The organism is Pseudomonas sp. FG86, from assembly GCF_057808775.1.
On the sequence record NZ_JBMDIS010000001.1, the window covers coordinates 218,578 to 232,609 of the forward strand.

Here is a 14,032-nt window from a genome sequence, read left to right on the forward strand (position 1 = left end):
GCGGCCAACCCATGCCGGGTTGGGCATGTGGTTTTAGAGGGCTGAGGCATGTCGAGAGTCTGTCAAGTTACCGGTAAGGGTCCGGTGACTGGGAATAACATTTCCCACGCAAATAACAAAACCCGTCGTCGTTTCCTGCCGAACCTGCAGCATCACCGCTTCTGGGTTGAAGAAGAGAAACGTTTTGTTCGCCTGCGTGTATCTGCCAAAGGCATGCGTATCATCGACAAGCGTGGCATCACTGTCGTGCTGGCCGAAATCCGCGCCGCTGGCAAGATCTAAGGAGCTCTATCATGCGTGAATTGATTCGAATGATCTCTAGCGCCGGTACTGGTCACTTCTACACTACCGACAAGAACAAGCGTACTACCCCGGACAAGCTCGAAAAGAAAATGTTCGACCCGCGCGTTCGCAAGCACGTGATCTACAAAGAAGGCAAAATCAAGTAATTGGTTTTCTTCCTTGTGAAAAAAAGCCCGTATCTCACGATGCGGGCTTTTTTTTGCCTGGCGTTTGTTGATCAGGCCTTCTGCTCGAACACCACATAGATCTTGCGGCACGGTTCCAGCACCTCCCAGGTACCACTGAAGCCGGCGGGGATCACGAAGCGGTCGCCGGCGCGCAAGGTCTTGGCGTTACCGTCGCCGTCGCGCAGTACCGAAACCCCCTGCACAATTTCGCAGTATTCATGCTCGGTATAGTTGACCTTCCACTGCCCGACTTCTCCTTCCCAAACCCCGGCGCTCATCTGGCCGCATGGGCTGTTGTAGTGGTTGTAGATCGTTTGTTCGGGGTCGCCCTTGAGGATTTTCTCGGCGGCAGGGCGGTAGCGGTCGGGCGCCGTGTTGGCCTGGCTGAAGTCGACGATGTCCTGGATGCTCATGTGCGTGTCCCGTCTGGCCTGCGGTTGGAGAGCCCAAAGTCTATGTTTATTAAAATGAACATCGCAAGGGCGTTTACCGCCGTTATGTCAAATATATTGAAACATCCCCAGCCGCTGGTTTAGGGTGGCAGCTGCCTTGAGCCGAACAGCAGGCTGGCCGGGCAAGAATTCTTTGAGGCTGCCGGGGGACATCACCTGGCCCTTGTATTCAATAAGAGGAGGACACTCGCATGACCACCCTGACCCGTGCCGACTGGGAACAACGCGCCAAGGACCTGAAGATCGAAGGCCGCGCCTATATCAATGGCGAATACACTGCCGCCGCTTCCGGTGACACCTTCGAATGCATCAGCCCGGTCGATGGCCGCCTGCTCGCCACCGTTGCCAGTTGCGATGCCGCCGACGCCCAGCGCGCCGTGGAAAATGCCCGTGCCACCTTCAATTCCGGCGCCTGGTCGCGCCTGGCACCGGCCAAGCGCAAGGCCGTCATGATCCGTTTCGCCGCGTTGCTCAAGGCCAATGCCGAAGAGCTGGCGCTGCTTGAAACCCTGGATATGGGCAAGCCGATCAGCGACTCCCTGAACATTGACGTGCCTGGCGCAGCCAATGCCCTGAGCTGGAGCGGTGAGGCGATCGACAAGATCTATGACGAAGTCGCCGCCACCCCTCACGATCAGTTGGGCCTGGTAACCCGTGAACCGGTTGGTGTCGTCGGCGCCATCGTGCCGTGGAACTTCCCGCTGATGATGGCCTGCTGGAAGCTGGGGCCGGCGCTGTCCACCGGTAACTCGGTCATCCTCAAGCCCTCCGAAAAATCCCCGCTGACTGCCATCCGCATTGCGGCCCTGGCCGTTGAGGCCGGCATTCCAAAAGGCGTGTTCAACGTGCTGCCGGGCTATGGCCATACCGTGGGTAACGCGCTGGCGCTGCACATGGATGTCGACACCCTGGTGTTCACCGGCTCGACCAAGATCGCCAAACAGCTGTTGATCCGCTCCGGCGAATCGAACATGAAACGCGTATGGCTGGAGGCGGGCGGCAAGAGCCCGAACATCGTGTTCGCCGATGCCCCGGATCTGCAAGCCGCGGCCGAATCCGCCGCGGGTGCCATTGCCTTTAACCAAGGTGAAGTCTGCACTGCCGGTTCACGCCTGCTGGTGGAGCGCTCCATCAAGGATAAATTCCTGCCGCTGGTGATCGCCGCGCTGAAGGGCTGGAAGCCAGGCAACCCGCTGGACCCGGCCACTAACGTCGGCGCGTTGGTGGACACTCAACAGATGAACACCGTGCTGTCCTACATCGAAGCCGGCCATGCCGACGGTGCAAAGCTGGTGGCAGGCGGTAAGCGTACCCTCGAAGAAACCGGTGGCACCTACGTCGAACCCACGATTTTCGATGGTGTGACCAACGCCATGAGGATCGCCCAGGAAGAAATCTTTGGCCCGGTCCTGTCGGTCATTACCTTCGACAGCGCTGAAGAAGCCATCGCCATCGCCAACGATACCCAATATGGGCTGGCGGCGGCGGTATGGACGGCCGATATCTCCAAGGCGCACCTGACCGCCAAGGCCCTGCGTGCCGGCAGCGTGTGGGTCAACCAGTACGATGGCGGTGACATGACCGCGCCATTCGGGGGGTTCAAGCAGTCGGGTAACGGTCGCGACAAGTCGTTGCATGCGTTCGACAAGTACACCGAGCTGAAGGCGACCTGGATCAAGCTCTAGCCCACACCGCAGGTCAAATGTGGGAGGGGGCTTGCCCCCGATAGCAGTGTGTCAGGCACTAACAGTGCTCACTGATCCACCGCAATCGGGGGCGAGCCCCCTCCCACACTGTTTTGTGTGTTCTCAAGAATTATCCACAGGAGCGTGGAAATGCGTTGGGCGACTTATTTCGCCGTCCTGGCCTCGGTACTCAGTGTCGGCCTGGCGCTGGGCGTGAGCATGCCACTGGTATCCCTGCGCCTTGAGGGCTGGGGCTACGGCAGTTTCGCCATTGGCGTGATGGCCGCGATGCCGGCCTTTGGTGTGCTGCTGGGTGCCAAGGTCTCCAGCCGCCTGGCCTCTTGGCTGGGCACTGCCAACCTGATGCGTGTGTGCCTATGGGCCGGTGCAGTGTCCATCGGTTTGCTGGCGATCCTGCCCAGCTACCCGGTGTGGCTGGTGCTGCGGTTGATGATCGGGGTGATCCTGACCATCGTGTTTATCCTGGGTGAAAGCTGGATCAACCAATTGGTAGTGGAGCAGTGGCGCGGCCGGCTGGTGGCGCTGTACGGCTGCAGCTATGCCTTGAGCCAGCTGTCAGGGCCACTGCTGCTGGGTGTGATCGGCACTGATCATGACTACGGTCTCTGGGTGGGTGCGGGGCTGCTGATGGTCGCGCCGCTGTTGCTGCTGGGGCGTTCCGGCGCGCCGACTGCCGATTCCTTCAGTGTGACCCTTGGCGACCTGTGGCGCTTCTGCCTGACACTGCCGGCGATTGCCTGGGCGGTGGCGTTATTCGCCGCGTTCGAAGCGATGATTCTGACACTGTTGCCGGTGTATTGCCTGCAGCAGGGCTTCACCGCCGAGATAGCCTTGGCGATGGTCAGCACCGTGGTGGTGGGTGATGCGCTGCTGCAATTGCCCATCGGTGCCTTGGCCGATTACTTGCCGCGGCGCACGCTGTTCTTGAGTTGTGCGCTGCTGTTGCTGGCGTCGAGCCTGGCGATTCCGTTGTTGATGCAGACGGTGTTGATCTGGCCGGTGTGGGTGCTGTTCGGCGCCAGTGCCGGAGGGTTGTTCACCTTGTCGCTGATTCTGATTGGCGAGCGCTACCGTGACGATGCGCTGGTGCGCGCCAATGCCCATATCGCGCAGCTGTGGGGGATCGGCTGCTTGATCGGGCCGTTGGTGGCGGGTGCAGGCAGCCAGTGGATCAGCGGGCATGCCCTGCCTTGGCTGATGGCGGCCGGGGCGCTGGGGCTGGTGGTGCTGTTGTTGCGCCAGGGCGCATTTGGTGCTGCGCAGCCCGCTTGATCTGGAAGCAATCAACTGTGGGAGGGGGGCTTGCCTCCTCCCACATTGGATCTTCGCTGTTCTTAGAGCATGCGTTCCAGGCCGACCGAGTTGGCGAACCACGCATTGAACCGGCGCCACCAACTGCCCGGCTCGCGGGTCAAGGTGTGTAACTGACCGTTATCCTCGGTCACCCACACCACTTGGCCATTCTGCAATTTCGCCTCATAACTCAAGGCGGGTGCCATGCCTTGCAGTGCCAGGTTGCGTACGTGTTCCGCCAATTCGGGGCTGTCGACCAATACGCCCACTTCGGTGTTCCACAACACTGAGCGCGGGTCGAAGTTGAATGAGCCGATAAACGACTTCGTCCGATCAAAGATCATCGCTTTGCTGTGCAGGCTGGAGTCCGAGCCCTTGAACGTGCCGCGGCGAAACAGGTGTGGGCCGCTGCCTGCGCCAGGGGCACCCGGTTGGCGGCGCAATTCGTAGAGTTTTACCCCATGTTCCAGCAGCGCCTTGCGATACGGCTCGTAGCCGCCATGCACAGCGGGTACGTCGGTGGCTTCAAGGGAGTTGGTCAGCAGGCTGACCGACACGCCGGCGTCGGCGCGACCGGTGAGGTACACCAGCCCAGGCTGCCCAGGCACGAAGTACGCCGAGATCATGATCAGCTCGTGGTTGACGCCTTCCAGTTCCGGCGACAGTTGGGTAGTCAGCAGGAGTCGAGGATCCGGATCATTCTTGGCCAGCACCTTGCTCGGCGCGTCCCACAACGCCTGGTTCCAGGCCCAGATCAACTCGCGGCGCCAGATGTCCATGCGCGGTTTGGTCTTGTAGGCGCGTAGGCGGTTGTACAGGGCGTGGTTTTGCTGGCGGGATTGGGCCAGGGATTCCTCCAGGAGAAGCCGTGCAGTCGCCAGGTCACCTTTGGATGGCAGGTTGGAGATGAACTCATTAATGGGTTTGCTCAGGGCGCTGTTCCAGTACTGGTCGAAGCTGTGGCCCAGCTGCTCGGCCACCGGGCCCACACTGAGCATGTCGATATCGGTGAAGTTGAGGTTGGGTTCGGCGTCGAAATACTCGTCCCCGAGGTTACGTCCACCGACGATGGCCACGCTGTTGTCCGCCACCCACAGTTTGTTGTGCATGCGCCGGTGTTGCAGCGACAGGTTGAACAGCCGCCCCATGGTCCGTGTTACGCCGGTGCTGCGCCCCAGATGCAGAGGATTGAACAGGCGAATCTCGATCTGGGGATGAGCGGCGAGGGTGGCGATGATCTGGTCGAGGCCATCGCTGGTGGTGTCGTCCAGCAGGATGCGCACCCGCACACCACGATCAGCGGCCTTGAGCAGTTCATCCACCAGCATGCGCGTGCTGATGCCGTCGTGGACGATGTAGTACTGCAGGTCGAGGCTGGTCTGGGCGTTACGGATCAGCTCGGCGCGGGCCATGAACGCTTCACTGCTGTTGGGCAGCAGGCGAAAGCCAGAGCGGCCTTGGTAGGGCGCGGCCTGGGCCTGGATCGAGCGGCCGAACGACGAATCCTTCGCTGGCAGGGCGTCGCTGGGGATGCGTGGCGCATTGACCGTGGCGCAACCGCCCAGGGCCAGGGCTCCCAGCAGGAAAAACGGTAAAAGCCGTCGAATCATCAAGGGAGTCGCTTCCAGATCAGGGCGGTTGTCGGCATATGACGGCAATTTCCCAAGAAAGGTCAGTCGGCCGCCTCGGCCAGCAACTTGCTCGCGGCGGTGCCGACCTTGCGCACGGCTTCTTCAATCTGTGGCGTTGGCTTGGCAGCGTAGTTCATGCGTAGGCAATTTCTGTACTTGCCGGAAGCCGAAAAGATGCTGCCCACCGCCACCTGTACGCCTTGTTCCATCAGCACGCGGTTGAGCTTGAGGGTGTCGAAGCCCTCCGGCAGTTCTATCCACAGCATGAAACTGCCTTGCGGCCGGCTGGCGCGGGTGCCCGCCGGGAAGTATCGGCTGAGCCAGTCGAGCATCAAGTCGCGATTACGCTGGTATTGCGTGCGCATCCGCCGCAAATGCGGTTCGAAATGGCCGCCCTTGAGGAATTCGGCGATAGCGATCTGCGGCTGGGTGGCGGTGGAGCCGGTGCTGATGTATTTCATGTGCAGCACCCGCTCCAGATAGCGACCCGGCGCGACCCAGCCGATGCGCAGGCCTGGCGCCAGGGTTTTTGAGAACGAACTGCACAGCAGCACGCGGCCATCCTCGTCGAAGGACTTGATGGTGCGCGGACGCGGGTAGCTGTAGGCCAGTTCGCCGTACACATCGTCTTCGATGACTGCCACGTCAAAGCGCTGGGCCAGGGTCAGCAACGCTCGCTTGCGGGCCTCCGGCATGATGTAGCCCAGGGGGTTGTTGCAGTTGGGGGTCAGTTGGATGACCTTGATCGGCCACTGTTCCAGCGCCAGTTCCAGGGCTTCCAGGCTGATGCCGGTGAGCGGGTCCGTGGGGATTTCCAGCGCCTTCATGCCCAGGCCCTTGAGGGTCTGCATGGCACCGTGGAAGCTGGGTGAGTCCACCGCCACGATATCCCCGGGCTCGCAGATCGCACGGATGCTGGCGGACAACGCTTCATGGCAGCCGGTGGTGATCACGATGTCTTCGGCACTCAGTTGGCAGCCGGAATCCAATGACAGTCGGGCGATTTGCTCGCGTAATTCCATACAGCCGAGGATGTTGTCGTAATACAACCCCGGCAGATCCTGGCGCCGACTGACGCGAGCCAGGCTGCGCAGCAGGGGCTTGAGGGTGGGTGACAATACATCCGGCATGCCGCGACCCATCTGTATGACATCTTTACGCGGGACCGCGCGAATCAATTCCAGCACCTGATCCCACTGGGAGATTTCCACCGGGCGCTGGGCCGGGCGGCCGACCTCGGGCAGCGCCGGCAACTCCCGACCCACCGGTACAAAGTAGCCTGACTTAGGCTTGGGCATTGCCAGGCCATTGTCTTCCAGTAACCGATAGGCCTGCTGCACGGTGCTCAGGCTGACCCCGTGCTCGACGCTTAAGGCGCGTACGGACGGCAGTCGATCGCCGGGGCGATAGAAACCCTGTTCAATGCGCGTGCCCAGTAATTCGGCGAGGTTAACGTAAAGCGTCATGGCGGTCGCTCCGGGAGACCAGTACAGATAGGGGAAAAATACAGGATTCAGCCGCGCATGGGCAGTTTCTGTATGGATTTAATAAAGATGGGTTGGATCTGTAATGGTTTTGCCTGCTCGCCCATTCTAGTCACTCATGGCAACAAGCAAATGAGGGGCAGCAAAATGAACGGCATGAGTGATGTGCGGCTGATGTTACACAGTCAGGAATTGCAGGCTGGACAAGAGCGGGCGACGTCGCCGCGCGAGATCAGCCGCTGGAGTCTGTTCTGGCACCGCCGCCATACGCGCAAGGCCTTGCTGCACTTGACCCGCGAGCAGTTGCGTGACGTTGGGTTGACCCCAGAGCAAGCACGCCAGGAAGGCCTGAAGCCTTTCTGGCGTGATTGATCAGACCCATTCTTTAAGGCGGTGCCAGAGCATCCCCAGCGCCAACAGCGGCGAACGCAGGTGCTTGCCGCCGGGGAAGGTGATGTGCGGCACCTGGGCGAACAGATCGAAGCGGCCCTGCTGTTGGCCGCTGATGGCTTCGGCCAGCAGTTTGCCGGCCAGGTGTGTGGCGTTGAGGCCATGGCCAGCGTAGGCCTGGGCGTAATACACATTGGGTTGATCCGCCAACCGGCCTATCTGCGGCAGGCGGTTGGCGCCGATGCCGATCATGCCGCCCCATTGGTAGTCGATCTTCACGTCAGCCAGCTGTGGGAACACCTGCAACATCTTTGGCCGCATGTAGGCGCCGATGTCCTTGGGATCGCGTCCGGAATAATGGCAGGCCCCGCCGAACAGCAGGCGACGATCGGCGGACAGGCGGAAATAATCCACGGTCACCCGTTGGTCACACACCGCCATGTTCTGCGGCAACAAGTTGGCGGCTTGTACCGGGCTCAAGGGTTCGGTGGCGATGATGTAGCTGCCGGCGGGCAGCACCTTGCCGCTCAGTTGCGGGTTGAGGCCGTTCAGGTAGGCGTTGCAGGCCAGCACCAGGGTCTTGCTGCGTACGTTGCCCTGAGTGGTGTGCACGTTGACCTCGGGGCCATAGTCGATGCGCGTCACTTCGGACTGCTCGAACAGGCGCACGCCCAATTGCCCGGCGGCTGCCGCTTCACCCAGTGCCAGGTTCAGCGGGTGCAGATGGCCGGAGCCCATGTCGATCATGCCGCCCACGTAGCGGTCGGAGCCGATCACGCTGCCCATCTCACTGGCTTGCAACAGGCGCACTTCGTGGCGATAACCCAGGCTGCGCAGTTCTTCGGCGTCTTCGGCCAGGCCATGCAGGTCGCGGGGTTTGTTGGCCAGGTCGCAATAGCCCCAGGTCAGGTCGCAAGGGATCTGGTAGCGTTCGACGCGTTCACGCACGATCTCCACGGCCTCCAGGCCCATGAGTTTCATCTGGCGCACGCCGTCGTTACCAATCACGTTGGCGAACTGCTCCAGCCCGTGGCCGACACCGCGAATCAACTGGCCGCCATTACGCCCGCTGGCGCCCCAGGCGATCTTGCGCGCCTCCAGCAGCACCACGCTGAAGCCGCGCTCAGCCAACTCCAGGGCCGTATTGAGCCCGGAGAAACCGCCGCCGATCACGCACACATCAGCGCTCACCTCGCCGGTCAACATCGGGTATTCCGGTTGCGGCACGCTGCTGGCGGCGTAGTAGGAAGCGGTGTGCCGGGCGCTGGCAGTCATGGGGAACATCCCTGTTTGGAAAATTTGACGCAGGATACAGCGGTCGGACGAAGCTGTCTGCGCAGGGCGTTTTGCTTCAGAATCTACGTCTATTCGCCGTTCGGTACGTGTTTCGATGAGTTGCAACAGCCAGAAAATCAGTGCGCTGCGCCGACAGATTCCTTCGTTCGAGTGCGTTCCCGGTTGCCACGATTGCTGTGGGCCGGTGACTACATCGCCCGAGGAAATGTCCCGCCTGCCGCGCAAAACCGCGGCCGAGCAGGAAGCCGCCATGGACGAGCTGAACTGTGTGCACCTGGGGCCCAATGGCTGCACGGTGTATGACGAGCGGCCGTTGATCTGCAGGCTTTTCGGCACCACCAAGACCTTGCCTTGCCCCAATGGGCGGCGGCCGGTGGAGCTGATTCACCCACGGGTGGAGAAGCAGATCCATGAATACATGGCGAGTACCCGGCAGGTGCTGGTCTAACGATGTACGCGGTCAAAATGTGGGAGGGGCTTGCTCCCACCTTTGACCCCGTTGTGTCAGTCAGTCCGGAATCGGCAGGTTCAGGCTCTCTTTCACCTCTTCCATCACGATATAGCTCTTCGACTCCCGCACGTGGGGCAGCTTGAGCAGGATATCGCCGAGCAATTTGCGGTACGACGCCATCTCGGAAATCCGCGCTTTCACCAGGTAGTCAAAGTCCCCCGACACCAGGTGGCATTCCAGCACATGGGGCAGTTTCAGCACGGCGCGGCGGAACTCTTCAAAGGTGTCGCCGGATTTGTAATCGAGGCTGATCTCGACAAATACCAGCAAACTTCCCTTCAAATGCTGGGGGTTGAGCCGTGCGTTGTAGCCCATGATGATCCCTTCGCGCTCCAGCCGCCGTACCCGCTCGGTGCACGGCGTGGTGGAGAGCCCGACCTTTTCCCCCAGCTCGGTGAACGAAATTCGCCCGTCGGTTTGCAGGATGCGCAGGATGTTGCGATCGATCTTGTCCAGCTCCCGCTTGGTCTGAGTGTTGGTACGCATAGGGGATACGCCTCTGTGAAAAGGGTTTTTGCCGAGAATTGTCGCCAAATATAGGCAGTTATATAGTGAAATGCACTGGCGATTGCTTTTTATACTGCGCACATCATTGCTCGAACAACACACGTCGGCGGTCAAGCCGCGATGAGGATATAAAAATGCGCGTTCTGGTCTTGGGTAGCGGCGTCATTGGTGTGACCAGTGCCTACTATTTGGCGCGGGCTGGCTTTGAAGTCGTCGTGGTCGACCGTCAGCCTGCCGCTGCCATGGAAACCAGTTTCGCCAACGCCGGCCAGGTGTCCCCAGGCTACGCCTCGCCATGGGCCGCGCCGGGTGTGCCCCTCAAGGCTATCAAGTGGCTGCTGCAACGCCACGCCCCGCTGGCGATCAAGGCCACGGCCGATATTGATCAATACTTGTGGATGGCGCAGATGCTGCGTAACTGCACCGCCAGCCGCTACGCGGTGAACAAGGAGCGCATGGTGCGCCTGTCCGAGTACAGCCGCGATTGCCTCGACGAACTGCGCGCCGAGACCGGCATCGCCTACGAAGGCCGCAGCCTCGGCACCACCCAGCTGTTCCGCACCCAGGCCCAGCTCGATGGCGCCGCCAAGGACATCGCCGTATTGAAAGAATCCGGGGTGCCGTTCGAGCTGCTCGACCGCGCCGGTATCGCCCGTGTTGAGCCAGCCTTGGCCAGTGTCACCGATATCCTCGCCGGTGCCCTGCGCCTGCCCAACGACCAGACCGGCGACTGCCAGATGTTCACCACCCGCCTGGCCGACATGTGCAGGCAACTGGGCGTGGAGTTCCGCTTCGAACAGGACATCCAGCGCCTCGACTACGCTGGCGACCGCATCAACGGTGTGTGGATCGACGGCAAGCTGGAAACCGCCGACCGCTACGTGCTGGCTCTTGGCAGTTACTCGCCGAAGTTGCTCAAGCCGTTGGGGATCAAGGCCCCGGTGTACCCGCTCAAGGGCTACTCGTTGACCGTGCCGATCACCAACCCGGCGATGGCCCCCACCTCGACTATTCTCGACGAAACCTACAAGGTCGCGATCACCCGTTTCGACAACCGCATCCGCGTGGGTGGCATGGCTGAAATTGCCGGTTTTGACCTGTCGCTTAACCCGCGTCGGCGTGAAACCCTGGAGATGATCGTCAACGACCTTTATCCTCAGGGCGGCGATTTGACTGAAGCCACTTTCTGGACCGGCCTGCGCCCGACCACACCCGACGGCACACCGATTGTCGGCGCCACCCCGTTCAAGAATCTGTTCCTCAATACCGGCCACGGCACCCTCGGTTGGACCATGGCCTGTGGCTCTGGCCGCTTGCTGGCTGACCTGATGGCGAAGAAAACCCCGCAGATCAGCGCCGAAGGCCTCGATATTTCCCGTTACGGCAACCACCAGGAGTCCGCAAAACATGTCAATCCAGCGCCAGCTCACCAATGAGCGCATGAGCCAGATCGTTGTCCACAGCGGTACCGTGTATCTGGCAGGCCAAGTCGGCGACGACATGAGCGCCGGGATTGAACAGCAGACCCGTGAAACCCTGGCCAATATCGAGCGCCTGCTGGACCTGGCGGGTACCGACAAGACCAAGTTGCTGTCGGTGACGATCTACCTGAAAGACATCGATGCCGACTTCGCCGGTATGAACGCGGTATGGGACAAGTGGTTGCCCAAAGGTGCTGCCCCGGCCCGTGCCACGGTTGAAGCGAAACTGTGCGAACCGGAAATCCTGGTAGAGCTGTCCGTCGTGGCCGCTTTGCCATAAACAACGATCCCTCTCCCGGTGCCGACGCGGTTAGTCGGCGCCGGTTTTTTCTCCACTCTGCCGCCTAGAAGCCTGCCGCCATGCGTCCAGCCCGTGCCCTGATCGACCTCCAAGCCCTGCGCCACAACTATCAATTGGCCCGTGAAGTCACGGGGGCCAAGGCCCTCGCCGTGATCAAGGCCGATGCCTACGGCCATGGTGCCGTGCGTGTGGCCCAGGCGTTGGAAGCCGAGGCCGACGGGTTTGCCGTGGCCTGCATCGAAGAAGCACTGGAACTGCGAGCTGCCGGCATTCGCGCACCGGTGTTATTGCTGGAAGGTTTTTTCGAAGCCGATGAGCTGCCGCTGATCATTGAGCATGATTTCTGGTGCGTGGTGCATTCGCTGTGGCAACTGGAAGCTATCGAACAGGCCACCCTGAGCAAGCCGCTGACCATCTGGCTCAAGCTGGACTCGGGTATGCATCGCGTGGGCCTGCATCCCAAGGATTACCCTGCGGCGTACCAGCGGCTGCTGGCCAGTGGCAAAGTCGCCAAGATTGTATTGATGAGCCATTTCGCTCGCGCCGATGAGCTCGATTGTGTGCGCAGCAATGAACAGGTAGCCGTGTTTGAGGCCGCGCGCCAGGGCTTGTCAGCCGAGGTCAGCCTGCGTAACTCGCCTTCGGTGATGGGCTGGCCAAATGTATCCAGCGATTGGGTTCGGCCAGGCATCATGCTGTACGGTGCGACGCCGTTTGGCGAAGACCAGGCCGTCGCCGCGCGTTTGCAGCCGGTGATGACCCTGGAGTCGAAAGTCATCTGCGTGCGTGAACTACCGGCCGGCGAGCCGGTGGGCTACGGCGCCAAGTTCATCACGCCAAAACCGATGCGCATTGGCGTGGTCGCTATGGGGTACGCGGACGGCTACCCACGCCATGCGCCAACGGGCACGCCGGTGCTGGTGGCGGGGCAGCGCAGCCAGTTGCTGGGGCGTGTGTCCATGGACATGCTATGCGTCGACCTCACCGATGTGCCCCAGGCCGGACTCGGTTCCACTGTGGAACTGTGGGGCAAGAATATTCTTGCCAGTGATGTTGCGGTCGCCGCCGAGACCATTCCTTACCAGATCTTCTGCAACCTTCGCCGTGTGCCAAGGCTCTATTCCGGGACTTGATCGGCCTCGACGAACGGAGCGGGCCAGGATTTAGGCCCAAGTGTTGTAAATACTGAACGCTGTCGCCATGATAACGCTCAATTACAACAAAGCCTGAATCCTAGGAGGCTCCCGCATTGGACGTCGGCGAACGACTGCAATCCATCCGTAAACTGAAGGGTCTTTCCCAGCGCGAGCTCGCCAAGCGCGCGGGTGTCACCAACAGCACCATTTCGATGATCGAAAAAAACAGTGTCAGCCCTTCCATCAGTTCCTTGCGCAAGGTGCTGGGCGGCATCCCTATGTCGATGGTCGAGTTTTTTTCTGAAGAGATCCTCCAGGAAATACCGACACAGATCGTCTATAAAGCCAATGAGCTGATCGACATCTCCGACGGTGCCGTCACCATGAAACTGGTGGGCCGGGCGCACCCGAGCCGGGCCATCGCATTTCTCAATGAAATCTACCCGCCAGGCGCCGACACCGGCGAAGAAATGCTCACCCACGAAGGCGAAGAAACCGGGATTCTGGTGGAAGGTCGACTGGAGTTGGTTGTCGGTCTTGAAACTTTTGTGCTCGAAGCCGGCGATAGCTACTACTTTGAAAGCACCAAGCCCCATCGTTTTCGCAATCCGTTCGACGTGCCGGCGCGACTAATCAGCGCAGCCACACCCGCGAACTTTTAACAACAGAGGCGCCCTGCCAGCGTTGCAGAGGTTCCCGCAGCCGTATTCCGCCAGGCTGAATCTCCCTTTATTTAATGGGGTTGTTTCAGCCAGGCGGGCTAACCGTTATACTTTCGCCGCCTGCGAAACCGTGGCCGCAGGCGTGAATAGCCACCATTGAGGGTGAACGCGTGAACCTAATTATGAAAATGCTGGCTGCACCAGCAACCGTACTGGCCCTATGGGCTGTCAGCGCTCAAGCTGCGACCAATGATGACATTGCCAAGCGCCTGGAGCCTGTAGGCCAGGTTTGCGTCCAGGGGCAGGAATGCAAGGGGATGGAGGTGGCTGTGGCTGCTGGTGGCGGGGGCGCAGCTAAAACGCCTGATGATGTGATCGCCAAGCACTGCAACGCATGCCACGGCACCGGCCTGCTGAATGCTCCGAAGATCGGTGATACCGCTGCCTGGAAAGAGCGGGTAGGTCATCTGGATACTGTATTGGCGGAACTCAAGATCGAGGACCCGCAGAAAGGCACCAAGGGGTTGGCCCAGGTCGCCAAGCATGGCTTGAACGCCATGCCTCCGATGGGGACGTGTGCTGATTGCAGCCTCGAAGACCTTGAAGGTGCGATCAAGAAGATGTCCGGTCTGTAATCAGCCGATCTTCGTCAAAAATGCCGCTTACGAGCGGCTTTTTTGTGCCCGTAATGTGTGTTTCGAGGCTGTTCTTT

At 60.7% G+C, this 14,032-nt stretch carries 16 protein-coding genes; 11 read left to right on the forward strand and 5 right to left on the reverse strand.

Translation table 11 applies throughout. The annotated features are described in order from the left end of the window. Window positions 1–48: 48 nt before the first annotated feature. The gene (gene rpmB, locus ACODSV_RS00955; protein ID WP_003176907.1) at window positions 49–282 is read left to right on the forward strand and encodes a 50S ribosomal protein L28; all 234 of its coding nucleotides are present in this window, start codon (window positions 49–51) and stop codon (window positions 280–282) included. 11 nt (window positions 283–293) lie between these two features. Continuing rightward, a complete protein-coding gene (gene rpmG, locus ACODSV_RS00960; RefSeq protein WP_003176906.1) occupies window positions 294–449 on the forward strand; it encodes a 50S ribosomal protein L33 in 156 nt (51 codons plus the stop codon). A 71-nt stretch (window positions 450–520) separates the two neighbouring features. Here the strand turns inward: rpmG and ACODSV_RS00965 are convergent, their stop codons facing one another. Next, window positions 521–883, reverse strand: a complete 363-nt coding sequence (locus tag ACODSV_RS00965; RefSeq protein ID WP_024078091.1) for a cupin domain-containing protein — start codon at window positions 881–883, stop codon at window positions 521–523. 230 nt (window positions 884–1,113) lie between these two features. On the opposite strand from ACODSV_RS00965, the gene ACODSV_RS00970 reads away from it, so the two are divergent. Together ACODSV_RS00970 and ACODSV_RS00975 are read left to right on the forward strand one after the other, a co-directional pair. After that, entirely contained in the window at window positions 1,114–2,607 is a 1,494-nt protein-coding gene (locus ACODSV_RS00970) for an aldehyde dehydrogenase (RefSeq protein WP_024078090.1), read from the forward strand. A gap of 150 nt (window positions 2,608–2,757) precedes the next feature. Next, window positions 2,758–3,900, forward strand: coding sequence for an MFS transporter (locus tag ACODSV_RS00975; protein WP_150056379.1), 1,143 nt, complete (start codon window positions 2,758–2,760; stop codon window positions 3,898–3,900). 62 nt (window positions 3,901–3,962) lie between these two features. Here ACODSV_RS00975 and ACODSV_RS00980 read toward each other — a convergent pair whose 3' ends face one another. Further along, window positions 3,963–5,531, reverse strand: coding sequence for a phospholipase D family protein (locus ACODSV_RS00980; RefSeq protein WP_069077270.1), 1,569 nt, complete (start codon window positions 5,529–5,531; stop codon window positions 3,963–3,965). Window positions 5,532–5,593: 62 nt separating this feature from the next. Continuing rightward, window positions 5,594–7,018 carry an aminotransferase-like domain-containing protein gene (locus ACODSV_RS00985; RefSeq protein WP_150056380.1) on the reverse strand — a complete coding sequence of 475 codons (1,425 nt, stop codon included), beginning with the start codon at window positions 7,016–7,018 and terminating at the stop codon, window positions 5,594–5,596. Window positions 7,019–7,183: 165 nt separating this feature from the next. On the opposite strand from ACODSV_RS00985, the gene ACODSV_RS00990 reads away from it, so the two are divergent. Next, a complete protein-coding gene (locus ACODSV_RS00990; RefSeq protein WP_024078086.1) occupies window positions 7,184–7,408 on the forward strand; it encodes a DUF1127 domain-containing protein in 225 nt (74 codons plus the stop codon). Here ACODSV_RS00990 and ACODSV_RS00995 read toward each other — a convergent pair whose 3' ends face one another. Then, a complete protein-coding gene (locus ACODSV_RS00995; RefSeq protein ID WP_150295514.1) occupies window positions 7,409–8,701 on the reverse strand; it encodes an NAD(P)/FAD-dependent oxidoreductase in 1,293 nt (430 codons plus the stop codon). Between the two features lie 115 nt (window positions 8,702–8,816). On the opposite strand from ACODSV_RS00995, the gene ACODSV_RS01000 reads away from it, so the two are divergent. Beyond that, a complete protein-coding gene (locus tag ACODSV_RS01000) occupies window positions 8,817–9,170 on the forward strand; it encodes a YkgJ family cysteine cluster protein (RefSeq protein WP_017135860.1) in 354 nt (117 codons plus the stop codon). A gap of 60 nt (window positions 9,171–9,230) precedes the next feature. Here ACODSV_RS01000 and ACODSV_RS01005 read toward each other — a convergent pair whose 3' ends face one another. Further along, on the reverse strand, window positions 9,231–9,719 hold the full coding sequence (locus tag ACODSV_RS01005) for an Lrp/AsnC ligand binding domain-containing protein (protein ID WP_003176896.1): 489 nt from the start codon (window positions 9,717–9,719) through the stop codon (window positions 9,231–9,233). A gap of 155 nt (window positions 9,720–9,874) precedes the next feature. Here ACODSV_RS01005 and dadA point away from each other — a divergent pair, with 155 nt between their 5' ends. From dadA to ACODSV_RS01030, 5 genes are all read left to right on the forward strand, one after another. Next, window positions 9,875–11,176, forward strand: a complete 1,302-nt coding sequence (dadA, locus tag ACODSV_RS01010; RefSeq protein WP_024078084.1) for a D-amino acid dehydrogenase — start codon at window positions 9,875–9,877, stop codon at window positions 11,174–11,176. Continuing rightward, window positions 11,148–11,501, forward strand: a complete 354-nt coding sequence (locus ACODSV_RS01015) for a RidA family protein (RefSeq protein ID WP_024078083.1) — start codon at window positions 11,148–11,150, stop codon at window positions 11,499–11,501. Before dadA ends, ACODSV_RS01015 begins: the two co-directional genes overlap by 29 nt. An 80-nt stretch (window positions 11,502–11,581) precedes the next feature. Continuing rightward, window positions 11,582–12,655: an alanine racemase gene (gene alr, locus ACODSV_RS01020; protein ID WP_150055499.1), complete on the forward strand. Its 1,074-nt coding sequence runs from the start codon at window positions 11,582–11,584 to the stop codon at window positions 12,653–12,655. Between the two features lie 116 nt (window positions 12,656–12,771). Next, window positions 12,772–13,320, forward strand: a complete 549-nt coding sequence (locus tag ACODSV_RS01025; protein WP_003176893.1) for a cupin domain-containing protein — start codon at window positions 12,772–12,774, stop codon at window positions 13,318–13,320. Window positions 13,321–13,490: 170 nt separating this feature from the next. Beyond that, a complete protein-coding gene (locus ACODSV_RS01030; RefSeq protein WP_172831364.1) occupies window positions 13,491–13,955 on the forward strand; it encodes a c-type cytochrome in 465 nt (154 codons plus the stop codon). Window positions 13,956–14,032 lie beyond the last annotated feature (77 nt).

Coding starts and splice junctions, on each gene's coding strand:
- ACODSV_RS00965 (WP_024078091.1), bottom strand. CDS start 883: ATGAGCATCCAGGACATCGTCGACTTCAGCCAGGCCAACACGGCGCCC.
- dadA (WP_024078084.1), top strand. CDS start 9,875: ATGCGCGTTCTGGTCTTGGGTAGCGGCGTCATTGGTGTGACCAGTGCC.
- ACODSV_RS00985 (WP_150056380.1), bottom strand. CDS start 7,018: ATGACGCTTTACGTTAACCTCGCCGAATTACTGGGCACGCGCATTGAA.
- ACODSV_RS01015 (WP_024078083.1), top strand. CDS start 11,148: ATGTCAATCCAGCGCCAGCTCACCAATGAGCGCATGAGCCAGATCGTT.
- alr (WP_150055499.1), top strand. CDS start 11,582: ATGCGTCCAGCCCGTGCCCTGATCGACCTCCAAGCCCTGCGCCACAAC.
- rpmB (WP_003176907.1), top strand. CDS start 49: ATGTCGAGAGTCTGTCAAGTTACCGGTAAGGGTCCGGTGACTGGGAAT.
- ACODSV_RS00970 (WP_024078090.1), top strand. CDS start 1,114: ATGACCACCCTGACCCGTGCCGACTGGGAACAACGCGCCAAGGACCTG.
- ACODSV_RS00980 (WP_069077270.1), bottom strand. CDS start 5,531: ATGATTCGACGGCTTTTACCGTTTTTCCTGCTGGGAGCCCTGGCCCTG.
- rpmG (WP_003176906.1), top strand. CDS start 294: ATGCGTGAATTGATTCGAATGATCTCTAGCGCCGGTACTGGTCACTTC.
- ACODSV_RS00975 (WP_150056379.1), top strand. CDS start 2,758: ATGCGTTGGGCGACTTATTTCGCCGTCCTGGCCTCGGTACTCAGTGTC.
- ACODSV_RS00990 (WP_024078086.1), top strand. CDS start 7,184: ATGAACGGCATGAGTGATGTGCGGCTGATGTTACACAGTCAGGAATTG.
- ACODSV_RS01000 (WP_017135860.1), top strand. CDS start 8,817: ATGAGTTGCAACAGCCAGAAAATCAGTGCGCTGCGCCGACAGATTCCT.
- ACODSV_RS00995 (WP_150295514.1), bottom strand. CDS start 8,701: ATGACTGCCAGCGCCCGGCACACCGCTTCCTACTACGCCGCCAGCAGC.
- ACODSV_RS01005 (WP_003176896.1), bottom strand. CDS start 9,719: ATGCGTACCAACACTCAGACCAAGCGGGAGCTGGACAAGATCGATCGC.